At 68.8% G+C, this 24,071-nt stretch carries 22 protein-coding genes; 9 read left to right on the forward strand and 13 right to left on the reverse strand.

The window, feature by feature from the left end; genetic code table 11:
- Nucleotides 1-12: 12 nt before the first annotated feature.
- Genes ABFG95_RS19375 through ABFG95_RS19390 form a run of 4 tightly spaced genes read right to left on the reverse strand, consistent with a single transcriptional unit; the run spans nt 13 to nt 4,151 of the window.
- Entirely contained in the window at nt 13-990 is a 978-nt protein-coding gene (locus ABFG95_RS19375; protein WP_278992711.1) for a tripartite tricarboxylate transporter substrate binding protein, read from the reverse strand.
- A 55-nt stretch (nt 991-1,045) separates the two neighbouring features.
- Complete coding sequence (locus ABFG95_RS19380) at nt 1,046-2,566, reverse strand: class I adenylate-forming enzyme family protein (protein ID WP_278992710.1); 1,521 nt, start codon at nt 2,564-2,566, stop codon at nt 1,046-1,048.
- A 17-nt stretch (nt 2,567-2,583) separates the two neighbouring features.
- Nucleotides 2,584-3,756 carry a thiolase gene (locus ABFG95_RS19385; protein ID WP_278992709.1) on the reverse strand — a complete coding sequence of 391 codons (1,173 nt, stop codon included), beginning with the start codon at nt 3,754-3,756 and terminating at the stop codon, nt 2,584-2,586.
- Nucleotides 3,753-4,151, reverse strand: a complete 399-nt coding sequence (locus tag ABFG95_RS19390; protein ID WP_049071522.1) for an OB-fold domain-containing protein — start codon at nt 4,149-4,151, stop codon at nt 3,753-3,755. The genes ABFG95_RS19385 and ABFG95_RS19390 overlap by 4 nt, the downstream gene beginning before the upstream one ends.
- A gap of 203 nt (nt 4,152-4,354) precedes the next feature.
- Here ABFG95_RS19390 and ABFG95_RS19395 point away from each other — a divergent pair, with 203 nt between their 5' ends.
- From ABFG95_RS19395 to paaG, 3 genes are all read left to right on the forward strand, one after another.
- Entirely contained in the window at nt 4,355-5,545 is a 1,191-nt protein-coding gene (locus tag ABFG95_RS19395) for an acyl-CoA dehydrogenase family protein (protein WP_063587838.1), read from the forward strand.
- 62 nt (nt 5,546-5,607) lie between these two features.
- On the forward strand, nt 5,608-6,720 hold the full coding sequence (locus ABFG95_RS19400; RefSeq protein WP_278992708.1) for an acyl-CoA dehydrogenase: 1,113 nt from the start codon (nt 5,608-5,610) through the stop codon (nt 6,718-6,720).
- Complete coding sequence (paaG, locus tag ABFG95_RS19405) at nt 6,717-7,517, forward strand: 2-(1,2-epoxy-1,2-dihydrophenyl)acetyl-CoA isomerase PaaG (protein WP_348994846.1); 801 nt, start codon at nt 6,717-6,719, stop codon at nt 7,515-7,517. The genes ABFG95_RS19400 and paaG overlap by 4 nt, the downstream gene beginning before the upstream one ends.
- A gap of 95 nt (nt 7,518-7,612) precedes the next feature.
- Here the strand turns inward: paaG and ABFG95_RS19410 are convergent, their stop codons facing one another.
- Entirely contained in the window at nt 7,613-8,506 is an 894-nt protein-coding gene (locus tag ABFG95_RS19410; RefSeq protein WP_278992706.1) for a LysR substrate-binding domain-containing protein, read from the reverse strand.
- Nucleotides 8,507-8,642: 136 nt separating this feature from the next.
- Between ABFG95_RS19410 and ABFG95_RS19415 the strand changes: the two genes are divergently transcribed.
- The 4 genes from ABFG95_RS19415 to ABFG95_RS19430 are packed head-to-tail and all read left to right on the forward strand — an operon-like array spanning nt 8,643 to nt 12,445.
- Nucleotides 8,643-9,473, forward strand: coding sequence for a MaoC family dehydratase N-terminal domain-containing protein (locus ABFG95_RS19415; protein ID WP_054416460.1), 831 nt, complete (start codon nt 8,643-8,645; stop codon nt 9,471-9,473).
- A complete protein-coding gene (locus tag ABFG95_RS19420) occupies nt 9,470-10,663 on the forward strand; it encodes a CaiB/BaiF CoA-transferase family protein (RefSeq protein ID WP_336731414.1) in 1,194 nt (397 codons plus the stop codon). Before ABFG95_RS19415 ends, ABFG95_RS19420 begins: the two co-directional genes overlap by 4 nt.
- Nucleotides 10,660-11,493 carry a CoA ester lyase gene (locus ABFG95_RS19425; RefSeq protein ID WP_049071535.1) on the forward strand — a complete coding sequence of 278 codons (834 nt, stop codon included), beginning with the start codon at nt 10,660-10,662 and terminating at the stop codon, nt 11,491-11,493. The genes ABFG95_RS19420 and ABFG95_RS19425 overlap by 4 nt, the downstream gene beginning before the upstream one ends.
- A 55-nt stretch (nt 11,494-11,548) precedes the next feature.
- Complete coding sequence (locus tag ABFG95_RS19430) at nt 11,549-12,445, forward strand: sugar kinase (protein WP_059269364.1); 897 nt, start codon at nt 11,549-11,551, stop codon at nt 12,443-12,445.
- Nucleotides 12,446-12,510: 65 nt separating this feature from the next.
- Here the strand turns inward: ABFG95_RS19430 and ABFG95_RS19435 are convergent, their stop codons facing one another.
- Genes ABFG95_RS19435 through hda form a run of 4 tightly spaced genes read right to left on the reverse strand, consistent with a single transcriptional unit; the run spans nt 12,511 to nt 15,780 of the window.
- Entirely contained in the window at nt 12,511-12,993 is a 483-nt protein-coding gene (locus ABFG95_RS19435; protein WP_348994847.1) for a 2-amino-4-hydroxy-6-hydroxymethyldihydropteridine diphosphokinase, read from the reverse strand.
- Between the two features lie 4 nt (nt 12,994-12,997).
- The gene (pcnB, locus tag ABFG95_RS19440) at nt 12,998-14,383 is read right to left on the reverse strand and encodes a polynucleotide adenylyltransferase PcnB (protein WP_278992704.1); all 1,386 of its coding nucleotides are present in this window, start codon (nt 14,381-14,383) and stop codon (nt 12,998-13,000) included.
- A complete protein-coding gene (locus tag ABFG95_RS19445) occupies nt 14,384-15,082 on the reverse strand; it encodes an HAD family hydrolase (protein ID WP_049071542.1) in 699 nt (232 codons plus the stop codon).
- Nucleotides 15,079-15,780, reverse strand: coding sequence for a DnaA regulatory inactivator Hda (gene hda / locus ABFG95_RS19450; protein WP_049071543.1), 702 nt, complete (start codon nt 15,778-15,780; stop codon nt 15,079-15,081). Before hda ends, ABFG95_RS19445 begins: the two co-directional genes overlap by 4 nt.
- Before the next feature lie 316 nt (nt 15,781-16,096).
- On the opposite strand from hda, the gene purM reads away from it, so the two are divergent.
- On the forward strand, nt 16,097-17,146 hold the full coding sequence (gene purM, locus ABFG95_RS19455) for a phosphoribosylformylglycinamidine cyclo-ligase (RefSeq protein ID WP_049071544.1): 1,050 nt from the start codon (nt 16,097-16,099) through the stop codon (nt 17,144-17,146).
- A gap of 61 nt (nt 17,147-17,207) precedes the next feature.
- Here the strand turns inward: purM and ABFG95_RS19460 are convergent, their stop codons facing one another.
- The 3 genes from ABFG95_RS19460 to mutL all read right to left on the reverse strand — a co-directional run bounded on the left by ABFG95_RS19460 (nt 17,208) and on the right by mutL (nt 20,689).
- Nucleotides 17,208-17,705, reverse strand: a complete 498-nt coding sequence (locus ABFG95_RS19460; RefSeq protein ID WP_348994848.1) for a hypothetical protein — start codon at nt 17,703-17,705, stop codon at nt 17,208-17,210.
- Nucleotides 17,706-17,782: 77 nt separating this feature from the next.
- Nucleotides 17,783-18,739 (reverse strand): tRNA (adenosine(37)-N6)-dimethylallyltransferase MiaA, encoded by a 957-nt coding sequence (gene miaA / locus ABFG95_RS19465; protein ID WP_238909592.1) that lies wholly within the window; start codon nt 18,737-18,739, stop codon nt 17,783-17,785.
- A 3-nt stretch (nt 18,740-18,742) separates the two neighbouring features.
- Nucleotides 18,743-20,689 (reverse strand): DNA mismatch repair endonuclease MutL, encoded by a 1,947-nt coding sequence (gene mutL / locus ABFG95_RS19470; RefSeq protein ID WP_238923007.1) that lies wholly within the window; start codon nt 20,687-20,689, stop codon nt 18,743-18,745.
- A 97-nt stretch (nt 20,690-20,786) separates the two neighbouring features.
- Between mutL and ABFG95_RS19475 the strand changes: the two genes are divergently transcribed.
- Nucleotides 20,787-21,425, forward strand: a complete 639-nt coding sequence (locus tag ABFG95_RS19475) for a VTT domain-containing protein (protein ID WP_080977319.1) — start codon at nt 20,787-20,789, stop codon at nt 21,423-21,425.
- Nucleotides 21,426-21,473: 48 nt separating this feature from the next.
- Here ABFG95_RS19475 and ABFG95_RS19480 read toward each other — a convergent pair whose 3' ends face one another.
- On the reverse strand, nt 21,474-23,912 hold the full coding sequence (locus ABFG95_RS19480) for a TonB-dependent receptor (RefSeq protein WP_348994849.1): 2,439 nt from the start codon (nt 23,910-23,912) through the stop codon (nt 21,474-21,476).
- Nucleotides 23,913-24,071: the final 159 nt, after the last annotated feature.

The raw sequence follows: 24,071 nt of genomic DNA on the forward strand, positions 1-24,071 counted from the left end.
GTTCCCTCGGGGTCAGTTGGCCTGAATGTTGGCGCTCTGGATCACATCGGCCCACAGGGCATATTCGCGGTCGATGCGCTGTTGCAGCGCGGTGGCGTCGCCGGTGTTGATGGCGTAGCCGCCCTCGGTCATGGCGCGGCGGAAGGCGGGGTCCTTCGACACCTCGGATAGCGCGCGTTTCAGGCGTGCCTGTACCGCGTCAGGCAGCTTGCGCGGGCCGACCAGCGCGTACCAGCCGACCACCTCGTAGTCCTTCAGGCCGGCCTCGATCATGGTGGGCACGTCGGGCAGCTCGGGGTTGCGGGTGCGCGAGGTGACGGCCAGCGCGCGCGCCTTGCCGCTCTTGATGAACGGAATCGCGGTGCTGGTGATGTCGAACATGAAGGTGATCTTGCCGCTGACCACGTCCATCATCGCCGGCGAGTTGCCGCGATAGGGCACGTGCAGCATCGGCACGCCGGCCTGCTTCTTCAGCAGTTCGGCCGACAGGTGGTTCGACGCCCCGATGCCGGCCGAGCCGAAGGACACGGCGTCGGGGTGGGCGCGGGCGTAGTCGACCAGTTCGCCCACATTCTTCGCGGGGGCCTGCGGGCCGATCAGCAGCACGTTGGCGTAGTCGACGACCAGGCCGATCAGCGAGAAGTCCTTGCGCGGATCGAACAGGGTGCTGCGCTGGACCAATGGCGACATGGTCAGCGTGGGGCTGGCGGCGAAGCCCAGCAGGTAGCCGTCGGGCGGCGCCTTGGCGGTGGCGTCGGAGGCGATCATGCCGCTGGCGCCGGCGCGGTTCTCGACCACGACCGCCTGGCCCAGCTTGTCGCCCAGGTATTTGGCGAAGACGCGCGCGGTGGTGTCCACCGGGCCGCCGGGGGCGTAGCCCACCAGCAGGCGGATGGGGCGGTCGGGGTAGGCGCTGTCGGCGGCCGCGCTGGCGCCGGCCGTCATGGCCGCCACGGCGGCGGCCGCGGCGAGCAGGGTCTTGATGTTCACGCTCATGTCTCCTTGTGGAATGAGCCGGTCGTGGAGCGGAACAGCGGGGCCGCGCCTACGCCAGCCTTTCTTTCAGCGGCTGCTTGAGGATCTTGCCGCTGACGGTGGTGGGAATCGTGTCGATGCAGTGGATCCGCGCCGGCCGCTTGTACGGCGCCAGCTGGGCGCGCAGGTGCAGCATCAGCAGATGAGTGTCCAGGCGCGCGCCGGGCAGCGGCTCGACGAAGGCGATGACTTCCTCGTTGTGGTCCTCCGTGGGGCGGCCCACCACCGCAGACAGGCGCACGCCGGGAAAGGCGTTGATGACCGCCTCCACCTCGATCGGGTAGACGTTGAAGCCGGACCGGATGATGAGGTCCTTGGAGCGGCCGGCGATGTACAGCGCGCCGCGGTCGTCCAGGTAGCCGATGTCGCCGGTGTTGAGCCAGCCGCCGGGCAGCAGGGCCTGCGCGGTCTGTTCCGGGTCGCGGTAGTAGCCCAGCATCACGCCGGGGCCGCGGATCAGGATGTCGCCGCGTTCGCCGGGGCGCGGCGCGTCGGCGTCGGGACGGCCGATGCGCAATTGCACGCCGTCCACCGCGTAGCCGGCGCTGCAATCGGTCGGCGGGGCGTCGATGTCGGTGATGAACATGGAGCCGGCGTATTCGGTGATGCCATAGCCGTGATGCATGGCGACGCCGAAGTAGCGTTCGGCGTCGCGCTTGAGCGTCGGGTCGAGCGCCGCGCCGCCGGTGTAGACGTAGCGCAACGCCGGCGCGCGCAGTTCGCCGCGCGGCGGCGCGGCCGCCAGCATGCGGTTGAACATGGTCGGCACGCCCTGCAGGATGCTGATGCCGGGGTGGGCCAGCGCCTTGAAGGCGTCCTCGGGATCGAAGCGGCTGCGCAGCACCAGGCTGGCGCCGGCGTGCAGCGTCGCCATCAGCACGGTGGCGATGCCGAAGATGTGCGACAGCGGCAGGGCGGCGTAGCCGATGTCGCGCGGCGTCAGGCGGCGCGACGCGGCCGAGACGCCGGCGAAATGCAGCAGGCCGCGATGCGGCACCATGACGCCCTTGGGCGCGCCCGTGGTGCCGGACGTGTAGATCACGGTGGCGACCTCGGCGGCCTGGGCATCGGTTTCGGGTTGGGTCGGAGAATCCGCGCGCCGTGCCCGTACGCCTGGCCCCCAGGCGGCGGCATCGGCGGGTTGCGCGCCGGCCGCATCGGCATGGGCGGCGGCGGCGCCGGAAACCCCGCTGGTGTAGAGCGTGATCTCGGGTTGGGCGTGGGCGCTGATGGCGGCGATTTCCCGCGCCGACAAGCGCGCGTTCACGCCAACCGGCCAGGCCCCGATGATGCCGCAGCCGAACAACGCGGCGATCATGGCGGCGCAGTTCTCGCCGACCATCAGCACCCGGTGGCCCGGCTTCACGTCCGCCGCCGCAAGCCAGCGCGCCGCGTCCTCGGCGCGTTGCCACAGTTGCGCATAGGTCAGGATGCCGCCGCCTTCCTCGTACAGGCAGATGGCGTCGGGCTGGCTGCCGGCCTGGCGGGCCAGCAACTGGTGGATGCGGGTGAGCGGTTCGGCGTGCGACATGGTTGCTGCGATCGGGGTCAGAGGGTGGCGGCGGTGCCGAGGATGGCAGTGGCCTGGCTGGACAGCGTGCCGCCGTTGCCGTGCACCAGCGCCAGTTCGGCGCCGGTCACCTGGCGCGCGCCGGCCTCGCCGCGCAGTTGCCGCACGGCCTCGATCATGATGAAGACGCCGTACATGCCGGGATGCACGCAGCACAGGCCGCCGCCGTTGGTGTTGACGGGCAGCCGCCCGCCGGGCGCGATGGCGCCGTCGGCGATGAAGTCCTTGCTTTCGCCCTTGGCGCAGAAGCCAAGGTCTTCCAGGAACAGCAGGGTGTTGATGGTGAAGGCGTCGTACAGCTCGACCACGTCGATGTCCTGGACCGAGACGCCCGCCATGGCATAGGCGCGGCGGCCCGATTCGCTGGCGGCGGTGACGGTCAGGTCTTCCATCGACGAGATCTGCCGGTTCCACACGGCGGTGGCGTTGCCCAGCACGTAGACCGGCGGGCGCGGCAGGTCGCGGGCGCGGTCGGCCCGCACCAGCACGTAGGCGCCGGCGCCGTCGGTGACCAGGCAGCAATCGCGCACGCTCAAAGGGTCGGACACCATGCGCGCGGCCAGGATCTGTTCCAGCGTGGCCGGCTCGCGCAGCTGCGCCTCGGGATTGAGCTGGGCCCACTGGTTGGCGGCCAGCGCGACCTGCGCCAGGTGTTCGCGGCGGGTGCCGTACTGGTGCATGTGGCGCGCCGCGGCCAGCGCATACGACGACAGCGGGCTCAACGGGTCGTACGGCGTCTCGTAAGGTTGCGGATCGAACTGCTTGCGCACGCGGCCGATCTCGGCGCGGCTCAGCGTCGAGGTGCGCTGCGTGCTGCCATAGCAGACCAGCACCGCGTTGCATTGGCCCGAGGCCAGCGCGTGCAGCGCCGGCAGCAGGTGCGCCACGAAGCTGGAACCGCCCAGCATGGTGCTGTCGATGAAGCTGGGGCGGATGCCCAGGTGCTCGATGACCGGCATCGCCCACATCGGCGCCGCCACGCTGGCGGTGCAGAGGCCGTCGATGTCGCGCATCGACAGGCCGGCGTCGGCCACCGCGCGCTGCGCCGCCTGCACCAGGATTTCCATTTCGGTGTAGCCGTGGGCCTGGCCCAGGCCGGCATGGCCGACGCCCGCCACCGCGACGGCGCCGCGCAGATCGTTCAGCGTCATTGCGCCTCCTTGTTGGGAACAAAGACCAGCAGGCCGCGGCCTTCCGTCACGGCCACCTGGGCCCGCACCGCCATGCCGATGCGCACGGCGTCGGGCGCCACGCCCTCGACCCGGCTCATCAGGCGCACGCCTTCGAGCAGGTCGACCAGCGCCACGTTGTAGTCGCCGCCCGCCTCGGGCTTGCGCCGCACGGTGGTGGTGGAATAGACCGTGCCGCGCCCGTCCGGCGTGCGCCAGGACAACTGCTGCGCGCCGCAATGCGGGCAGATCATGCGGGGATAGAACACGGCGCGGTCGCAGGCGTCGCAATGCTGGATCTGGAAGCGTCCCTGATCGAGCGCCTGGCGGTATTGCGCCTCGACGCCTTCGGTGGCGCGTGGGTCGGTTGCGGTCATGGCATACGGTTTCGGATGGATGAGCCGCCAGTGTCGGGGCTGGCGCCGGCAGGTGCCATTCTTCATTGCTGAAGCAGGCCTTTTGCCGGCCCGTAGTGCCCGTTCGCGATGGCCCTACACCGAGGCAAAAGCCCGCCTTCGGCAACCGCAGATTGTCCGGCGCCGGGTCGGCATGGCTAGATAGCCGCCAAAGGAGGTAGGCCATGAATCTGACCTGGACGCCGGAAGAGATCCGGTTCCGCGAAATGGTGCGCGCGTTCGCCGCCGACCGGCTGCCGCGGGACATCCGCGACAAGGTGCGCCGGCACCAGCGGCTGGAGCGCGACGATTACGTGCGCTGGCACAACATCCTGGCCGACCAGGGCTGGGGCGCGCCGAACTGGCCCGTCGAGCACGGCGGCACCGGCTGGAACGCGCTGGAACGGCTGATCTTCGAAGTGGAATGCTTCAAGGCCGGCGCGCCGCGCCTGTTGCCGTTCGGCCTGTCCATGATCGGCCCGGTGCTGATGAAGTACGCCAGCGCCGAGCAGCAAGCGCGCTTCCTGCCGCGTATTCCCCGGGTGCAAGACTGGTGGTGCCAGGGTTATTCCGAACCGGGTTCGGGGTCGGACCTGGCCTCGCTCAAGACCCGCGCGGTGCGCGATGGGAATGAATACGTGGTCAACGGCCAGAAGACCTGGACCACGCTGGCGCAGTACGCCGACTGGATGTTCTGCCTGGCGCGCACCGATCCCGACGCGCGCGCCCAGCGCGGCATCTCGATGCTGCTGCTGGACATGCGCGCGCCGGGCGTGACCGTGCGTCCGATCCGCACGCTGGACGGCGGCCACGACGTCAACGAAGTGTGGCTGGAGAACGTGCGGGTGCCGGTCGCCAACCTGGTGGGCGAGGAGAACCAGGGCTGGACGTACGCCAAGTACCTGCTGGGACACGAACGCACCGGCATCGCCGGCCTGGGCCATTGCCATCGCGAACTCGGCATCCTCAAGGACATGGCGGCCCGCGCCACGTCGCGCGGCCGGCCGCTGCTGGCCGACAGCCGCATGCGCGACCGTATCTCGCGCATCGAGGTCGACATCATGGCGCTGGAAATGCTGCTGCTGCGCGTGGCGGCGAGCAATGGCGGCACGCCCGGCCCGGAGGCCTCGGTGCTGAAGATCCGCGGCTCCGAGATCCAGCAGGACCTGGCCATGCTGCAGATGGAAGTGGCCGGCCCCGATGCCTGGCCGTACGACCCCGAATGGATGCTGGCCGAGGCCGCGTATCACGGCCCCGGGCCGGAGATGGCGGCGGCGTCAGGCGCGGGCTATGCCGACATGCGCAAGACCTCGATCTACGGCGGCACCACCGAAGTGCAGAAGGGCATCATCGCCCGCCTGGTGCTGGGCCTGTAATCCGCCAATCCGGACGCCCGCCTGGATTGCAAGACAGGCGCGCGCCGCAAGGAGCACGACACATGGATTTCCTCTATACCGAAGAACAGCGCATGCTGGCCGACAGCCTGCGCCGCCTGGTGGACCAGGCATGGACCCGGCCTCGGCGCCGCGCCCGCGAGGCCGCCGGCCGGCTCGATCCGGCGGCCTGGAACGCGCTGGCCGAGCTGGGCGTGCTGGGGCTGAACATTCCGCAGGAAGCGGGCGGTTTCGGCGAAGTGCCGGCCAGCCTGCTGCCGGTGCACCTGGAACTGGGGCGCGGGCTGGTGGCCGAGCCTGTGATCCCGAGCGCCGTGATGGGCGCGGCCCTGATCGGCGCCTGCGACGCCGCCGCGCGTGAGCGCTGGTTGCCCGCCATCGCCTCGGGCGGGCAGGTGGTCAGCGTGGCGTACCAGGAACCCGGACGCCGCTACCAGGCCGATCCGAATGACTGCCGCGCAACGCGCGACGGCGACGGCTGGCGTTTGGACGGCGCCAAGCACCTGGTATGGCATGGCGCCGCGGCCCATGCCTGGCTGGTGAGCGCGCGGGCCGACGACGGCGCCACGCTGCTGCTGGCGGTGCCGGCGGATGCCACTGGGGTACGCGTCACCGACACGCCAACGCTGGACGGCGCGCGTTGCGCCCGCCTGGATTTCGACGCGGCACCGCTTGGCGCGGACGCGCTGCTGGCGCGGGGCGAGGCGGCCGACGGGGCCCTGGCGCACGCGCTGCAATGGGGGACGGCCGCGCTATGCGCCCACGCGGCGGGCGCGATGGAGCGGTTGCTCGAAATCACCGTCGACTATCTGAAGACGCGCAAGCAGTTCGGCCAGCCGCTGGCCGCGTTCCAGGCCTTGCAGCACCGCCTGGCGGAAATGCTGGTGGCCAAGGAACTGGCGCTATCCATGGCCTACGTGGCGGTGGCCGCGCTGACCGAACCCGAGCCGGCGCAGCGCCGCCGCATGCTGGCCTCGGCCAAGCTCGAAATCGCGCGCGCGGGCCGGCTGGTGGCGCAGATGGCGGTGCAATTGCATGGCGGCATGGGCATGACTGACGAGCTGGAGGTGGGCGACTACTTCAAGCGTCTGACGGTGGCGGACCTGCTGCTGGGCGACAGCGCCGAGCAACTGGCGGTGCTGGAGGAACTGGCATGAGCCATGACCGCTACACCGAGATCACGTTCACGCTGGAGCAGGGCGTTGGCGTCATCACCCTGAACCGCCCCGAGCGCCTGAACAGCTTTACCGCCGTCATGCACGCCGAGCTGGCGCGGGCGCTGGACGCGCTGGAGGCGCACGCCGGCTTGCGCGGCGTGATCCTGACTGGCGCCGGCCGCGGCTTCTGCGCCGGCCAGGACCTGGGCGAGCGCAAGCCGGCCGAGGACGGTTCGCGCCGCGACCTGAGCGAGAACCTGGAAAAACTGTACAAGCCGCTCATCCTGCGGCTGCGCGCGCTGCCGGCGCCGGTGGTGTGCGTCATGAACGGCGTGGCGGCCGGCGCCGGCGCCAGCCTGGTGCTGGCGTGCGACGTGGTGTTCGCGGTGGAGTCGGCGCGCTTTATCCAGGCCTTCAGCAAGATCGGCCTGTTGCCGGACGCGGGCGGCACCTGGTTCCTGCCGCGCCTGGTGGGCTCGGCGCGCGCCATGGGCGCCGCCTTGTTCGGCGAGGCCGTCAGCGCGCGCCAGGCCGAGGCCTGGGGGTTGATCTGGCGCGTGGTGCCGGACGCGGACCTGGAGGCCACCCTGGCTGACGTGCGCGCCACGCTGGCCGCCGGGCCGACTCGCGCCTATGCCGCGACCAAGACCGCCCTGCATGCGTCCAGCGGCAACACGCTGGCGCAGCAGTTCGACCTGGAATGCGCCTTGCAGCGCGAGCTGGGCTATACCGACGACTACCTGGAGGGCATGCGCGCCTTCGCGCAGAAGCGCGCGCCGGCGTTCACGGGGCGCTAGGGCTTGCGGCGCGAGGCGGCGTGTCGTGTGAACAGCCTGCTGGACGTGGCATCGCGGCGCGCGGGACGGTTGGGGCGCCTCCCGCCGCCAGCGCGTCAGGCGGCCGCCGGCTGCCGGATCTGCTCGATCAGTTCACGCGCGCAGCCGGGCAGGGCGTCAACGTCGCGCACCAGCAGCTTGCGCTCGCGTACCACCCAGGGCTCATCCAGCTCCACCACCCGCAGCTTCATCTCCGCGCCGTAGCGGCGCGCGGCGGAATCCGGGATCACGCCGACGCCGACGCCCGCCTGCACCATGCGGCAGATGGAATCGAAGCTGTACAGCTGGATGCGTTGCGGCAGGCGCTGGCCGATGCGCTCGAGCTGGTCGCGCAGGAACGCCACCAGGGTCGAGCCCTCATGCATGGTGATGAACGGATAGCGCACCGCGTCGGCCAGCTTGACCTTGTCCTGGTCCTGCAGCGGATGGCCGTTGGGCACCACCAGCACCAGCCGATCGGTGCTGAAGTGGATGGTCTGCAGTTTGGGCGCGTCGACCGGCCCGGCGACGATGCCCAGGTCGGTGGTGCCGTCCAGCACGCCGCGCACGATGTCGCGCGTCAGGCGTTCCTGCAGGTCGACGGTGACGCCGGGATGGCCCGCCAGGAACCGCGCCAGGATGTCCGGCATGAATTCGGTGACCGCCGTGGTGTTGGCGAAGATGCGGATGTGGCCGGCATCGCCATCGGCCTGCTCCTGGAAGTCGTGCTTCAGGTGATCGACCTGGCGCATGATGACCCGCGCGTGCTGCAACAGCCGCTGGCCGGCCGGGGTGATTTCCACGCCGCGGCTGTCGCGGTACAACAGGCGGGTGTTGAGCTGGTTCTCCAGCGCCTTGATGCGCACGCTGACCGCGGCCAGCGACAGGTGGGCGCGCTTGGCGGCCTGCGTCAGGCTGGGGGATTCGGCGATGTGGATGAACAGGCGGAGGTCGGCGAGATCGAAGTGCATGGCGCCTATATTACGGCGGCGGCCGCCGGGCGCACGATTCAGGCGCCCCAAAGCCGGCCTTGAGGAAAAATGAATTCACAGTGTCCCCGCCATGCGGGATGCTAGCCACCAGATCAATCATCAGAGGAATATCGGCATGACATCGACAGACCCGGCCGGCTGGATCGGCAGCGGCGAGCGCCAGGCGGACGCGCTGGATCCCGGCCATGCGGCGCGCGTCGCCGCCACGCTGGGCGGCCCGGCGCCCGCCGTGGGCGACCCCTTGCCCCCCTTGTGGCAATGGGCGTTCTTCATCAGCACGGTGGCGGCCGATGGCTTGGGGACGGATGGGCACCCGGCCCGCGGCGGCTTCCTGCCGCCGGCGCAGGACCGCAACCGCATGTGGGCCGGCGGCCGCGTCGAATTCCGCCAGCCGCTTAGGGTGGGCGTGCCGGCCGAACGGGTCTCGGTGGTGGCCGACGTCAAGGAAAAGGCCGGCCGCACCGGCGCGCTGCTGTTCGTGACGGTGCGCCACGAGTACCGCCAGGACGGCGAGGTGGCCATCCTGGAAGAGCAGGACATCGTCTACCGCCAGCCCACGCCGCCCAAGCTCGCCGGCACCGAGCCGGCGCCGCAGGCGCAGTGGCGCGACACCATCGAACCCTCGTCGGTGCTGCTGTTCCGCTATTCGGCCGTGACCTTCAATGGCCACCGCATCCATTACGACCATCCCTACGTGACCGGCACCGAAGGCTATCCGGGCCTGGTGGTGCACGGCCCGCTGATCGCCACCGAGATGGTCGCCGCCTTCCTGCGCGCCCACCCTGGCGCCCGTCCCACGCACCTGTCGTATCGCGGCCTGCGGCCGCTGGTTTCACCCACGCCCTTCCAGGTCGCCGGCCGCCTCGAGGAACCGGGCCTGGCCCGGCTCTGGGCCGAGCAGGACGGCACGCTGGCCCACCAGGCCGAACTGAGGTTCACCGCATGAGCACGCCTGCCCCCCGCCCGCTGGACGGCATTACCGTCGTCAGCCTCGAACACGCCATCGCCGCCCCGTTCTGCACCCGCCAGCTGGCGGACATGGGCGCGCGCGTCATCAAGATCGAACGCCCCGGCGCGGGCGACTTCGCCCGCGGCTACGACGAGCGCGTGCGCGGCCTGTCGTCGCACTTCGTCTGGACCAACCGTTCCAAGGAAAGCCTGACGCTGGACCTCAAGCGCGACGAAGCCGGCGACATCATGGAACGCCTGCTGCAACAGGCCGACGTGCTGGTGCAGAACCTGGCGCCCGGCGCCGCCGCGCGCCTGGGGCTGTCGTTCGAGGCGCTGCACGCCAGGCACCCGCGCCTGATCGTCTGCGACATCTCCGGCTATGGCGAAGGCGGTCCCTACCAGGACAAGAAGGCCTACGACCTGCTGATCCAGAGCGAAAGCGGCTTCCTGTCTGTCACCGGCACCGCCGACGACCCGGTCAAGGCCGGTTGCTCCATCGCCGACATTTCGGCCGGCATGTACGCCTATTCCGCCATTCTCAACGCGCTGCTGCTGCGCCAGAAGACCGGCCTGGGCAGCCGCCTGGACGTCTCCATGCTCGAGAGCATGGTCGAGTGGATGGGCTTCCCGATGTACTACGCGTTCGAGGGCGCGGCGCCGCCGGTGCGCGCCGGCGCGGCCCACGCCTCGATCTATCCCTACGGTCCGTTCCCCACCGGCGACGGCAATACCATCATGCTGGGCCTGCAGAACGAACGCGAATGGCGCGTGTTCTGCGCCCAGGTGCTGCGCCAGGCCGAGCTGGCCGAGGACCCGCGTTTCGCCACCAACTCGCTGCGCACCGCCAACCGCGAGGCCCTGCGCGCGCTGATCGTCGCGGCCTTCGCCGACCTCAGCGTGCAGCAGGTCACCGACCGGCTGGAAGACGCGCAGATCGCCAACGCCCGGGTCAACGACATGGCCGGGGTCTGGGCCCACCCGCAATTGCGGGCGCGCGACCGCTGGAGCCAGGTCGACAGCCCGGCCGGCGCGCTGCCGGCGCTGCTGCCGCCGGCCAGCAGCAACGCCTTCGCGCCGCGCATGGCGGCGGTGCCCGCCGTGGGCGAGAACACGGATGCGGTGCTAGCATCACTGGGATACGCGCCCGAACAGGTGGCGCGCTTCCATGCTTCGGAGGTGGTGTGATGCATTCCGTCGTTCGTACCGCGCTGTTCGTGCCGGCCTCCCGTGCCGAACGCATCCCCAAGGCCCTGGCCAGCGGCGCCGATGCCGTCATCGTCGACCTGGAAGACGCGGTCGAGCACCTGGCCAAGGCCTCGGCCCGCGAAGCGCTTTGCGACTTCCTCGGCACCCAGCCGCAGGCGCGGGTGTGGGTGCGGATCAACGACGCCTCCACCTCGTGGCACGACGACGACCTGAAGGCCTGCCGCGGCAAGCCCGCCGTGGCCGGCATCCTGCTGCCCAAGGCCGAAAGCCTGGCGCAGGTGCGCCACGTGGCGCAGGCGGGGCTGCCGGTCATTCCGATCCTGGAAACCGCGCGCGGCATCCTCAACGCCGCCGAGGTCGCCGGCACGCCCGGCGTGGCGCGGCTGGCGTTCGGCAGCCTCGACTACGGCCTGGACCTGGGCCTGGCGCCGGACACCGCCGGCGCCGAAGCCGTGCTGGACCACGCCCGCGTGCAGGTGCTGCTGCAGACCCGCGCCGCCGGGCTGGCGCCGGCGCTGGACGGCGTGTTCCCGGGGGTCGAGGACCACGCCGGGCTGTCCGCCGCCGCCGCGCGCGCCCAGCAGATGGGGTTCGGCGGCATGCTGTGCATCCATCCCGCGCAGGTGCCGGTGATCCACGCCGCCTTCGCGCCCGATCCGGCCGAGCTGGCCTGGGCCCGCCGCGTGGTTGACGCGCACCGCGACAAGGCCGCCGGCACCTTCATGCTGGACGGCAAGATGGTGGACGCGCCCGTCATCACCCGCGCCCGCCGCGTGCTGGCGCAGGCAGGCGAAGCCAGCGCCGCTTGATCCCGTCCGGCGGTGTCCGGCCTACAATCCGGCAAATCTTTCCGCGGACGGTCTCATGAGTGCAGCGCTTTTCATCGGGCATACCTACATCGACGTCACCGTGCTGGCCGACGAATGGCCTACCGGCGACGAGAAAAGCGTGGCGCGCGACTACGCCGTGTCGTTCGGCGGCAATGCCGTCACCGCGGCGTTCGCCTGCGGCAAGCTGGGCACCCGGCCCGACCTGATCTGCTCGCTGGCGCCGGACTGGCTCGGCCACATGTATACCGACATGGCGGCCGCGCACGGCGTCACGCTGCACGGGCGCCAGGTGCGGCGCTCGTCGCTGTCGTTCATCATGCCCAACCATGGCAAGCGCGCCATTGTGCGGGCGCGCGATGCCGACTACCTGAACGATTTCCCGCGCCTGGACGTCGATGGCTATCGCGCGCTGCACCTGGACGGCCACCAGCCCGACGCCGCGCTGCACTACGCGCGCGCCTGCCGCCAGGCCGGCATCCTGACCTCGCTGGACGGCGGCGGCGTGCGCGAGAACACCGACGAACTGCTGCGCCACATCGACGTGGCGGTCTGCGCCGAACGCATGTGCGAACAGCTCGACCTGTCGCCGCACGGCTTGCTGGACCTGCTCAAGCAGCGCGGCTGCCGCATCGGCGCGGTGACGCTGGGCGAGCGCGGCATGCTCTGGTACGACGAAAGCGGCAAGGTCGACACGTTGCCGTCGCTGGACGTGCCGGCGGACCGCATCATCGACACCTCCGGCGCGGGCGACGTGTTCCACGGCGCCTATGTCTGGTCGTACCTCAACCGGCCCGAGCTGGCCTGGAAGGAACACTTCACCTTCGCCCGCGCCGCCTCGGCGCACAAGATCCAGCACCTGGGCAACGAGGCGGGGCTCCCCGGCGTGGACGACGTCGAACGCGCCATGCTGGCGTTCGCGCCCAAGGCGTGACGCGGCCGCAGGGCCGATCTTCAAGGTAATCAGGAAGGCGGGGCAACCGCGCCGCCCGGCGCGGTTCAGTCCAGCCGTTCGATCGGCTGGTCGGTGATGTCGCCGAGCCAGGCGTCGAGGCCGCGGCCGGTCAGCGTCAGCGTCGGCGCCAGGTCGCGCAGCGGGCGCAGCACGAAGGCGCGCAACTGCATGCGGGGGTGCGGCAGGATCAGGCGCTCATGCGCCATGGCGGCGTCGCCATGCAGCAGCAGGTCCAGGTCAAGGGTGCGCGGCGCGTTGCGGTAGGGCCGCTCACGGCCATGGCGCAATTCCAGCGCCTGCAGCAGATCCAGCAGGTCGAGAGGCGCCAGCGTGGTGTCCAGCGCCGCGACCGCGTTGACGAAATCCGGGCCGGTGGCCTCCACCGGCGCCGTGCGATAGAACGGCGAGGCCGTCACCGCGACGATGCCGTCGGTGGCGGCCAGCTCGGCCAGCACGCTGCGCAGCGTTGCCGCGCTGTCGCCCAGGTTGGCGCCCAGCCCGATGTAGGCGCGCACGGGGGCGGCCATGGCTTTACTCGGCGCCGCCGGCACCGCCCGCGGCGCTGCCCGCGCCACGCGAGGACGAGCGGCGGCGCGGCCGGCGCTTGCGCGCGGCCGGCGCCGGGCCGTCGCTGGCTTCGCGCGGCAGGCGCGAGACTTCCTCGATCATGTCGGCGCGGGTGGCATCGTCGGCGTTGGCCAGGTCCATCCACCACTGCGCCAGCACGCTGTCGAACTCGCCGGCGGCGGCGCGCAGCTGCAGGAAGTCGCAGGCGGCGCGAAAGCGCGGTTGTTCGATCATGCGGAAGATGGTCTTGCCCATGCGGCGCTCGAAGCGCGGCTGCATGAACCAGATTTCGCGCATGTCCGACGAGAAGCGGCGCTGGATCGCGAGCTTCTCGGTCTGCTCGTCGAGCACCGAGTCGGCGGCCTGCGACAGCGCCGGGATGGTGTGTTCGCCCTGGGCGCGCAGCTGCTTCCAGCGCACCTCCACCTGCTGCCACAGCAGCGCGGCGAACAGGAAGCTGGGGCTGATGGTCTTGCCGGCGCGCACGCGGGCGTCGGTGCGTTCCAGCGCCAGTTCCACGAAGTGCTCGCCGCCCGGTTGTTCCAGCACCACGTCCAGCAGCGGCAGCAGGCCGTTGTGCAGGCCGTCGGCGCGCAATTGGCGCAGGCAGTCCATGGCGTGGCCGCAGGTCAGCAGCTTGAGCATCTCGTCGAACAGGCGCGAGGCCGGCACGTTCTCGATCAGGTCGGCCATGGTGCGGATCGGCTGGCGCGTGGCGGGGTCGATCGTGCCGTTCAGCTTGGCGGCGAAACGCACCGCGCGCAGCATGCGCACCGGATCTTCGCGGTAGCGCTTGGCCGGGTCGCCGATCATGCGGATCTGGCGCTTCTTCAGGTCGGCCACGCCGTTGTGGAAGTCGATCACTTCCTCGTTGTGCGGGTCGTAGTACAGCGCGTTCATGGTGAAGTCGCGGCGCGCCGCGTCTTCCTCGTGCGTGCCGAACACGTTGTCGCGCAGGATGCGGCCGTGCGCGTCGGTTTCCTGGTCTTCCGAGGCGGGGGCGCGGAAGGTGGAGGTCTCGATGATTTCCTGGCCGAACACCACGTGCACCAGCTGGAAGCGGCGGCCGATGATGCGGGCGCGGCGGAACAGCGGGCGGATCTGTTCGGGCGTGGCGTTGGTGGCGACGTCGAAGTCCTTGGGTTCCAGGCCGACGATCAGGTCGCGCACCGCGCCGCCGACGATATAGGCTTCATAGCCATGCTGGCGCAACACCTCGCATACCTTGATGGCGTGGCGCGAGACATTGCGGCGGTCGATGCCGTGCTTGTCGCGTCCGATGCGCAAAGGCCCCCGGGCTGCCGGCGCGAACAGTCGGCCGACGAATTTTTTTATGGTTTCGGTGATCATTTAGGACTTGGCATCTATGACGTGGTCGAACAGATCGATCACTTGCCAGCCGCGTTCCTGGGCGATGGCGCGCAGGGTGGGGCTGGGGTTGGCGGCGATCGGGCGGGTCACCTTTTCGAGCAGCGGGACATCATTGACCGAATCGCTATAGAAAAACGATTCGGGGAAATCCGCAAGCCCCAGGCCCATGGCGGCCAGCCAGTCGTTCACGCGCACCACCTTGCCTTCCTTGAAGCTGGGGGTGCCGAGGATGCGGCCGGTGTAACGGCCGCGCTGGACTTCGGCGTCGGTGGCCACCAGGTGGGGGATGCCGAAGGCGCGGGCGATGGGGGCGGTGACGAAACTGTTGGTGGCGGTGACCACGGCGCACAGGTCGCCGGCTTCCAGGTGCGATTCGACCAGCGCGCGCGCGGCGGGGGTGATCGACGGGCGGATGACCTCGGCCATGAAGGCCTCGTGCCAGGCGGCCAGGTCGAACGGCGCGTGCGCCGCCAGCAGGCCCAGCATGAACTCGGCGGCCTGTTCGGCGGTGAGTTCGCCGCGGTTGTAGCGGTCCATCAGGTCGTCGTTCTGGCGACGGGCCTCGTCCGGATCGCCGGCGCGGCCGGTGCGCGCCAGGTAGTCGGCCCATTGGTAGTCGCTGTCCAGCGGCAGCAGGGTGTGATCCAGGTCGAACAGGGCGAGACGTCGGGAGGTCATGTGCGTTGTGAATCCGGGTCTGCGAGCATGGCGCGCAGCAGGGGCAGGGTGATGGGACGGCCGGTGGCCAGGGAGTATCGGTCCAGCGCGTCCAGCAAGGCCGCCAGCTTGCGGATGTCGCGCTCGTGGTGCGTCAACATCCAGTTGATGATTTCGGGCGCCAGGTGCAGGCCGCGTTGGGCCGCCTGGGCCGCCAGCGCCGCCAGCTTGTCGGCGTCGGAAAGGGGATCGAGGCGGAACACCAGGTCCCAGCCCAGCCGGGTGCGCAGGTCTTCGCGCAGCGGCATCGACAGCGTCGAGCGGTCGCCCGCCACGGCCAGCGCGAAGGCGCGGCCGGTGGCGGCCGATTCGCGCCAGCGGTTGTACAGGGCGAACAGGCCCGCCTGGCGGTGCTCGTCCATGAGGTGCACGTCGTCCACCGCCACGAACTTGGGCATGGGCGACTTGGAATCGGCCTCGGCCAGCACGCGCAGGATGTTGGCGCTGTTGGCCGCTTCGATGTAGACAGCGTCGGGGCGCGCGGTCAGCGCGCGCAGCAGGTGGCTGCGGCCGCAGCCGGCCGCGCCCCAGATGTACAGCGCGCGGCCGGGAGCAAGCGTGCGCACGGCCGCCAGCGCCTCTCCGTTGGGACCGGCGATGAAGTTGTTCAGCGAGGGCGCTGGCGCGGGAAGAACGTCGAGCAGCAGCTGGCGGTTCATGAGAGGTTATCGATCAGGCGGGTAGAGCCAGGCTCCAGGGTGAGCCCACGGCCGGCGGCGGCGTTGCCCGCCAGAAACTGGCAAAATCGCTATCGGCCAACCCTACACTTTAAACCACCCGGGGCGCCGGTGTCGCGTCCAAGCCCTTTGCCTGGCTTGGGTTTGCGCCAAAATGGCGCCGCGCCGGGCCGGGGCCGTCCCGCCCGCCGCCGGCGGCTTTCGCCGGGCGCTGGCCAGGACCGGGCCGCAACATCGTAAAATGCAGGGCGTTCCACCCCAATTCCCAGCAATTGTTACATATCCCACGGCATTTCTCATGACGAATCAACCCAAAGCTCCCCTGACCTACCGTGACGCCGGTGTCGACATCGACGCGGGCGACGCCCTGGTCGACCGTATCAAACCGCTTGCGGCGCGCACCATGCGCCCCGGGGTGCTGGCCGGTATCGGCGGCTTTGGCGGCCTGTTCGAAGTGCCCAAGCACTACAAGGAGCCGGTGCTGGTCTCCGGCACCGACGGCGTCGGCACCAAGCTGCGCCTGGCGTTCGACTGGAACCGCCACGACACCGTCGGCATCGACCTGGTGGCGATGAGCGTCAACGACATCCTGGTGCAGGGCGCCGAGCCGCTGTTCTTCCTGGATTATTTCGGTTGCGGCAAGCTTTCGGTGGACACGGCGGCGTCGGTGGTGGGCGGCATCGCCAAGGGCTGCGAACTGTCGGGCTGCGCCCTGATCGGCGGCGAAACCGCCGAAATGCCGGGCATGTACCCCGATGGCGAATACGACCTGGCCGGGTTCGCGGTGGGCGCGGTCGAAAAGTCGGCCATCATCGACGGCAAGTCGATCAAGGTCGGCGACGTGGTGCTTGGCCTGGCGTCCAGCGGCGCGCACTCGAACGGCTATTCGCTGCTGCGCAAGATCCTGGAACGCGCCGGCGCCAAGCCCGACGACGACTTCCACGGCCAGCCGCTGGTCGACGTGGTCATGGCCCCGACCCGCATCTACGTCAAGCAGGTGCTGGCCGCGCTGGCCAAGCACGGCAGCGCCATCAAGGGCCTGGCCCATATCACCGGCGGCGGCCTGCTCGACAACGTGCCGCGCATCCTGCAGGACGGCCTGTCGGCCCGCCTGCGGCGCGACAGCTGGGAAATGCCCAAGCTGTTCCAGTGGCTGCAGGAGCAGGGCGGCGTCGAGGACACCGAGATGTACCGCGTCTTCAACTGCGGCATCGGCATGGTGCTGGTGGTGGATCCGGCCCAGGCCGACGCCATCGCCGCCACGCTGCGCGAGCAGGGCGAAACCGTCAGCAAGCTGGGCGAGATCGTCGCCCAGACCGAAGGCATGCCGCAGACCGTGGTGGTCTGAGCCGGCTGGCCTCGCAATGAAGAACCCGCCCTGGTGGCGGGTTTTTTATTTCGCTGTCCGGCTAGAAGAACTTGACCCGGCCCGCGTCCTCGCGGAATGCTTCTCCCGTATCCAGGTCCGTGCGCCAGATGGTGTCGTGAACGGACAGAAAGCCGCGCACCTGCCGATTGGCGTCCCGCGCGTCGCGCCAGGCCGCCTGGAACCAGGCGAGGTAGGTCTCCGTCATTATTTCGCGCAGTTCATCGCCGAAATCGTCGTCCTCGTTGTCCATGGCTTCGGTCAACGCGGCGTCGACATCGGGCGGAATCAACGGGTACTGCAATGCCAGCCGCAGGCCCCGGCCACAGTAGCCGGAACGCGTGTTCAAGGGAATCGCGACGGGAGCGAACGACTCCCAGTCGTACTCGAAGTGGATGGCGTCCACGGTCTCCCTGGAAACGCCCTGGTCCAGCGTGAACGGGCGTTCGCGGAGCAACCGCTGGATTTCGCCGATCAAGGCCTCGTGCTGCTTGCGCAGCATGGCGGCGAAAGACGTGCTTGCTTCGTTGATGTCCATCATCTCGATATCCAGTGATTGGTCGCCGTCGCGGGCGGCCGGTTGCGGCGAAAGGGCCCGAAGGCCCGCAGCCGCTTGCGTCAGGATGCGTCGGCCAGCGCCGCGGCCACCGCGTCGATGGTCTGCGCCACCGCGTCGGCCGCCAGGCAGTCGACGATCACGCGCTCGGGCTGGGCCCGCAGCCAGGTGATCTGGCGCTTGGCCAGCTGGCGGGTGGCGGCGATGCCCTGCTCGCGGGCTTCCTCCAGGCTGATCTCGCCGTCGAGATGGGCCCACATCTGGCGGTAGCCGACGCAGCGCACCGACGGCAGGCCCGGGTGCAGGTCGGCGCGTGCATGCAGGCCGCGCACTTCTTCCAACAGGCCGCTGGCCAGCATCGCGTCGAAGCGCTGTTCGATGCGCGCGTGCAGCGCGGCGCGCGCCGAGGGTTCCAGGCTGATGGTCAGGTAGCGGTTGTCGTCGTCGCCGGCGGCGGCGCGCTGGCGGCCGAGCAGCGCCGACATGGGCTGGCCCGATAACTGGCAGATCTCCAGCGCGCGCTGGATCCGCTGGCTGTCGTTGGGCGCCAGGCGCGCGGCGGTGACGGGGTCGAGCCGCGCCAGCTCGGCGTGCAGCGCCGGCCAGCCGTCACGGGCGGCGCGGGCTTCCAGTTCGGCGCGCAAGGCCGGGTCGGCCTGCGGCAGGTCGTCCAGGCCGTCGCGCAGCGCCTTGTAGTACATCATGGTGCCGCCGGCCAGAAGCGGAATGCGGCCGCGCGCGCGGATCGCGTCGATCAGGCGCAGCGCGTCGGCGCGGAATTCGGCCGCCGAATACGACTGTGCCGGGTCCCGGATATCCAGCAGGTGCTGGGGCACCTGCGCTTGTTCGGCCGGTGACGGCTTGGCGGTGCCGATGTCCATGCCGCGGTAGATGGTGGCGGAATCGACGTTGATGATTTCCAGCGGCCAGCGTTCGGCCAGCGCCAGGGTGGAGGCGCTCTTGCCGGCCGCGGTGGGGCCGGCCAGGCAGATGACGAGGGGAGGGGCGGACACGGACAAGATCTATTGCCCGCGCAGGAACAGCTTGTCCAGGTCGGACACCGACCATTGCACCCAGGTGGGCCGGCCGTGGTTGCACTGGTCGGCGCGCTCGGTGGCTTCCATCTGCCGCAGCAGGCCGTTCATCTCTTCGATCGTGAGCTTGCGGTTGGCGCGCACCGAGCCATGGCAGGCCATGGTCGAGAGCAGTTCGTTGCGCTGTTCGGTCAGCAGGCGCGACACGCCCACGCCGGCCAGGTCGCGCAGCACGGCGCGCGCCAGCGTCTCGATGTCGCCGCGCGCCAGGATGGCGGGCACCGAGCGCACCGCGATCGACGTGGGGCCCGAGGGGCGCATCTGGAAGCCGAGGTCTTCCAGCTGTTCCTCGAATTCCTCGACCACCGCCACATCCTTTTCCTGGGCGTGGAACACCACCGGCACCAGCAGGTCCTGGCGCGGCAGGCTGCGCGCGTCCAGCGCCTGCTTGAGTTGTTCGTAGACCACGCGCTCATGGGCCGCGTGCATGTCCACCAGCACCATGCCGCGGCGGTTCTGCGCCAGGATGTAGATGCCGTGCAACTGGCCCAGCGCCATGCCGAGCGGGTGTTCCTCGTCGGCCGGCAGCGTCGGCGCGGGCGCGGCCTGCGGCGCCAGCGCCGCCACGTCGCGCAGCGGCTCGACGCGCGCGGCGGTGTCTTCGGTCAGGGGGCGATACAGCGATTGCCAGTCGGCGGCGGGAATCCCGGCCGGCTCGGCGTGCAGGCGGAACGGCACCTGCGTGTGCGGGCGCTGCGGCGCCGGCGAGGGCCGCAGGCCGTAGGCGGGCGCGGCGCCCGGGCTGGCGCCGGTATAGCCGGGGCGAGGCGTGTCGGCCGGCGCGGAGGCGGGCAAGCCGCCGGTTGTCGTGGGCGCTGATGGCGCCACGGTCTCGAATCCGTCATCGTCATCGCGCGTCGCCGCGGCCGGCGCCACCGCCGACGATCCGCCCGTCTGCGCCAGCGTCTGGCTGACCGCGTGGTTGACGAAGCGGTGCACGGCGCCGCTGTCGCGAAAGCGCACCTCGTGCTTGGCCGGATGCACGTTGACGTCGACCGCGGCCGGGTCGATGTCCAGGAACAGTACGTAGGCCGGCTGGCGGTCGCCATGCAGCACGTCGGCATAGGCGGCGCGCAGCGCGTGGCTGACGGTGCGGTCGCGCACGTAGCGGCCGTTGACGTACAGATACTGCCGGTCGGCGCGGGCGCGGGCCGCGGTGGGGCGGGTGATCATGCCGGCCAGGCTGACCGTGCCGACGCTGTGCGACAGCAGCAGGCCATGTTCGGCGAATTCCGCGCCGAGCACGTCGCGGATGCGCTGCGGCGGTTCGGCCGGCAGCCACTGGCGCTGCGCGCGGTCGTGGTGGAACAGGCGGAAGGCGATCTGCGGATGGGCCAGCGCGATGCGCTCCATGGCGTCGACGCAGTGGCCGAATTCGGTGGCTTCCGAGCGCAGGAACTTGCGGCGCGCCGGCACCGCGTCGAACAGCTGGCGCACGTCCACGGTGGTGCCAGGCGGGCCCGACGCGGGCGTGACCTGCATGCTGCCGGCCTGGATCTGCCAGGCATGCTCGCCATCGCGGGTGCGCGAGATGATGGATACCTGCGCCACCGAGGCGATCGAGGCCAGCGCCTCGCCGCGGAACCCCATGGACGCGACCGATTCCAGCTCGTGCAGGTTACGGATCTTGCTGGTGGCGTGGCGCGCCAGCGCCAGCGGCAGCTCTTCCGGTGGAATGCCGCCGCCGTCGTCGGTCACCGCAATGCGGCGGATGCCGCCGCCCTCCAGGCGCACCTCGATCGCGCGGGCGCCGGCGTCGATGGCGTTCTCGAGGATTTCCTTGAGCACCGAGGCGGGTCTCTCGATCACTTCGCCCGCGGCGATCTGGCTGATCAGCAGGTCGGGCAGCGCAAGAATGGAGCGGCGTTCTGTCATGGGGTGTTCCGGTGTAGCCATAGGGAGGATTTTAGCCTCTGGACACGGTGGGCTATAGTCGTGGCCTGATTCCCCTTCCGCTTCCAGGGACGTATTGATGCTCGATTTTTTCCAAATGGTGCTCCACATCGACCAGACCCTTGGCGTCTGGGTCCAGCAGTACGGCGTGTGGGTCTATCTGGTGCTGTTCCTGATCGTTTTCGCGGAAACCGGGCTGGTGGTGCTGCCCTTCCTGCCGGGAGACTCCCTGCTGTTCATCGCTGGCGCCTTCGGCGCCACGGGCAGCCTGGATCCGGTATTGCTGGGCGCGCTGCTGATCGTGGCCGCGATTACCGGCAACAGCGTGAACTACGCCATCGGCCGCTACCTCGGGCCGCGCGTGTTCTCGATGAACCTGCGCTTCCTGGATCGTGGGGCGCTGATGCGCACGCATGCGTTCTACGAGAAGCATGGCGGCAAGACCATCGTCATGTCGCGCTTCATTCCGGTGGTGCGCACGTTCGCGCCGTTCGTGGCCGGCGTGGCCGACATGCCGTTGTCGCGCTTCCAGATGTTCAACATCCTGGGCGCGCTGTTGTGGGTGGTGAGCCTGGTGGCGGCGGGCTATTTCTTCGGCAACATCCCGTTGGTGAGGGAACACCTGAACACCATCGTCCTGATCGGCCTGGCCGCGGCCATCGTTCCGGTGGTCGGCGCGGCCCTGTTCAAGCTGCTGCGCGCGCGCCGGGGCGGCTAGCTGCGCCGACGGACGCGCAGCCGCCACCGGAAACGGAAAAGGATGGGGTCAGAAGATCGCGGTGACGCTTAACTGGTAGGTCCTGCCAGGCGCGACACCCAGGGCGATATCACGCTGGTCCTGGTCCGAGCCCATCGTCATGCGCTTGTTGCTGGCGTACTCCCAATACTTGCGGTTGGTGAGGTTGTAGACGCCCATCGCCACCGTCAGGTGCTTCTTCACGTTGTAATAAGCCGCCAGATCGAGAATGCTGTATCCCGGAATGCGCATGTAATTCTTTTCGTATTTGCCGGAATACTCCTCGAACGTCAGGCTGCCATTGTTCGGGAAGTTCTGCCGGACGGGATCGACGGCTTGCTTGCCCTTGACGAAGGTGGCGGTAATGCTTGCGCCGTAGCGGTTTTCAGGGTCATCCCAGGCCAACGATGCAATGGCCTTGACGGGCAGCACGCTGTCCAGTTCCACCCAGCCATCACCCGAATACGATGATTTCGATTTGCCCTGGTTGTACCCCAGGGCGAAAGTGCTGCTCAGCCCATGGGCTGCGCCGAACAGCGCGCCATAATCGATCCGGGTGACCACCTCGGCGCCATAAATGTAGGCCTTGTCGCGGTTTTCGGCGATGGTGAGGCTGGAAATCGAGGCCGGCAATCTGGCGAGCAGGCTTTCCACGCCAGGTTTCGGCGCGCCTGTCTGGTAATCCCTCAAGGCGTACTTGCGGTTATAGATGAAGTTGTCGTAACGGTTGTAGAAGACACTGCCGCGCACCATGAGGCCACGGGCTGCCTTGCCAGCCACCCCGAGTTCAAACTGATTGCTGGTTTCGGACTTCAGATCGGAATTGCCGACCATGGCCGGCGAGGCGCGTCCAATCCTGGGATGCAGCCAGATTCCCGCTATCTGGCTGCTGGTGGGATACGAAACGCCGCGTTTGTATTGCAGGTAGGTGTGGAACTCCGGGTTGAAGGCATACATGACGGTCAGTGAAGGCAATAGCTTGCCGTCCGTAAACGTCTTGCCATGTATTTCGTTGATTTCCGCCAGCGTCAAAGCGCCCAGCGCGTTGTCGTCGGATGGCGCCTCGAAGCCCTGCGGATTGATCCTGTGCCACGAATATTTCAGTCCCGGCATCACCGAAAACGCGCCGATGGTGATGGTGTCGCTCAGCCACACATTCGTGTCATAGGTTCTGTTGTTGCCCTGTGGCTGCAAGGTGGGATAGTCCGCGCCGACTTGTTCAAACGGCCGGGAAAAATCCGTTATCGAGAAATTCACGCCGTAATTCAATGCCTGGGCGCCATAGTCCTTGGTGATTTCGCTTTGCAGGCCATACGTCTTGGTGTTCATGTTGGAGAAGGTCGAAACATTCTCCAAGGGGTTCTCCGTCTCCATTCCGGTCGACCACGACCTGGATGAAGTGACGATATCCTGCGCTGAAACGGTGTCATCGCCAACGCGCGTTTGCTGATAGAAGACCTTGCTTTCCATCGTATCGATCAGCGCGTTGTTTCGCGGCGTGAAAACGTGCGCCAGGCTGATCGAATCGCGTTGCGTGGAATTCCGCTGCCTGCTTGCGCCGACGACGCTTTCGTGGGGGGCGCGGCTGTTCAGCTTTTTATACATGGGCGCGCTTTCGCGGCTGGACTTGCGATAGAAATCCAGGGTGCCTATGATGCGGCCGCTGCCGCCGGTGTCGATCACGCCGTTGATCAGCGCGGCGTCGGAATGCCAGCGCATCGGATAAGTATCCAGATAGCCGCTGTTGTTCTGCGTTTGCCTGCCATCACGGCGGCTGTAGGCGAACAATGCCCGGGCGCTGTCATTGCCGAACGCGGTGGTTGCGCCGTTGTGCCAGGCATGATCGGAGGTGTCGAACTCGCCGGTGTATTCCAGGTAGCTGCGTTTACCGTCCGTGAGGTAGGCGTCCGGGGATTTGCTGATGAATGACACGGAGCCGCCGACCACGTTCTTGACCGTGTTCTGGCGCGCCGATCCGGAAGTGATGTTCACCTGGCCGTAAAGATAGGGGTCGATGTAGTCGCGGCCAATGCCAAAAGTATCTTCGCCGCTGGAGACCGCGTAACTGCGCCCGGTGGCGTCCGGCAAGGGAATGCCGTTGACATCCAGCGCCACCCGGTTGCCATCCAGGCCGCGAATGTTGTAGCTGCTGTAACCGCCGCGGTCAAAACCCGATTTGCCGTTGCGGGAACCATTATTCACGCCTGATGCGCTGATCAGCGGTTGGTAGCGCATGATGGTGCCAAAGTTGTTTCCGCCAGTCCTTTTCAGCTCATCGGCGGAAATGGATTGCGTGGCGACATCTTCCGGCCTGATGGTTGCGCTAACAGTGATCGGCGAAAAAACCTTCAGCCCGTCACGAGCGTCGTGCCTGGCCTCGCCGGGCGTGGCCTCGTTCGGGATGGTCTGGCCATAAGAGGTTGTGGACAACAGGAGGGCTGCTGCCAGCGATATGTTGGTGCGTTTCATGTTCCAGAATCCCTGCATGATGAATACAGGATTGCGCTGGAACGCAACGCGGAGCGGATAACAGGCGGACGGCCATGGATCTTTCCAAAAGATGGCCGCTAATCTACCGGGGTCGCCTTTCGGCCTCTGTATGGATCCGTCTGAAAATCCAGAGACAAG

Source organism: Achromobacter sp. HNDS-1 (assembly GCF_040084795.1).
Lineage (GTDB): Bacteria > Pseudomonadota > Gammaproteobacteria > Burkholderiales > Burkholderiaceae_B > Achromobacter > Achromobacter ruhlandii.

Bases quoted from the DNA above. Each gene is read 5' to 3' on its own strand.
- ABFG95_RS19380 (WP_278992710.1), bottom strand. From the start codon at position 2,566: ATGTCGCACGCCGAACCGCTCACCCGCATCCACCAGTTGCTGGCCCGC.
- ABFG95_RS19385 (WP_278992709.1), bottom strand. From the start codon at position 3,756: ATGACGCTGAACGATCTGCGCGGCGCCGTCGCGGTGGCGGGCGTCGGC.
- ABFG95_RS19390 (WP_049071522.1), bottom strand. From the start codon at position 4,151: ATGACCGCAACCGACCCACGCGCCACCGAAGGCGTCGAGGCGCAATAC.
- ABFG95_RS19395 (WP_063587838.1), top strand. From the start codon at position 4,355: ATGAATCTGACCTGGACGCCGGAAGAGATCCGGTTCCGCGAAATGGTG.
- ABFG95_RS19400 (WP_278992708.1), top strand. From the start codon at position 5,608: ATGGATTTCCTCTATACCGAAGAACAGCGCATGCTGGCCGACAGCCTG.
- paaG (WP_348994846.1), top strand. From the start codon at position 6,717: ATGAGCCATGACCGCTACACCGAGATCACGTTCACGCTGGAGCAGGGC.
- ABFG95_RS19410 (WP_278992706.1), bottom strand. From the start codon at position 8,506: ATGCACTTCGATCTCGCCGACCTCCGCCTGTTCATCCACATCGCCGAA.
- ABFG95_RS19415 (WP_054416460.1), top strand. From the start codon at position 8,643: ATGACATCGACAGACCCGGCCGGCTGGATCGGCAGCGGCGAGCGCCAG.
- ABFG95_RS19420 (WP_336731414.1), top strand. From the start codon at position 9,470: ATGAGCACGCCTGCCCCCCGCCCGCTGGACGGCATTACCGTCGTCAGC.
- ABFG95_RS19430 (WP_059269364.1), top strand. From the start codon at position 11,549: ATGAGTGCAGCGCTTTTCATCGGGCATACCTACATCGACGTCACCGTG.
- ABFG95_RS19435 (WP_348994847.1), bottom strand. From the start codon at position 12,993: ATGGCCGCCCCCGTGCGCGCCTACATCGGGCTGGGCGCCAACCTGGGC.
- pcnB (WP_278992704.1), bottom strand. From the start codon at position 14,383: ATGATCACCGAAACCATAAAAAAATTCGTCGGCCGACTGTTCGCGCCG.
- ABFG95_RS19445 (WP_049071542.1), bottom strand. From the start codon at position 15,082: ATGACCTCCCGACGTCTCGCCCTGTTCGACCTGGATCACACCCTGCTG.
- hda (WP_049071543.1), bottom strand. From the start codon at position 15,780: ATGAACCGCCAGCTGCTGCTCGACGTTCTTCCCGCGCCAGCGCCCTCG.
- purM (WP_049071544.1), top strand. From the start codon at position 16,097: ATGACGAATCAACCCAAAGCTCCCCTGACCTACCGTGACGCCGGTGTC.
- ABFG95_RS19460 (WP_348994848.1), bottom strand. From the start codon at position 17,705: ATGATGGACATCAACGAAGCAAGCACGTCTTTCGCCGCCATGCTGCGC.
- mutL (WP_238923007.1), bottom strand. From the start codon at position 20,689: ATGACAGAACGCCGCTCCATTCTTGCGCTGCCCGACCTGCTGATCAGC.
- ABFG95_RS19475 (WP_080977319.1), top strand. From the start codon at position 20,787: ATGCTCGATTTTTTCCAAATGGTGCTCCACATCGACCAGACCCTTGGC.
- ABFG95_RS19480 (WP_348994849.1), bottom strand. From the start codon at position 23,912: ATGAAACGCACCAACATATCGCTGGCAGCAGCCCTCCTGTTGTCCACA.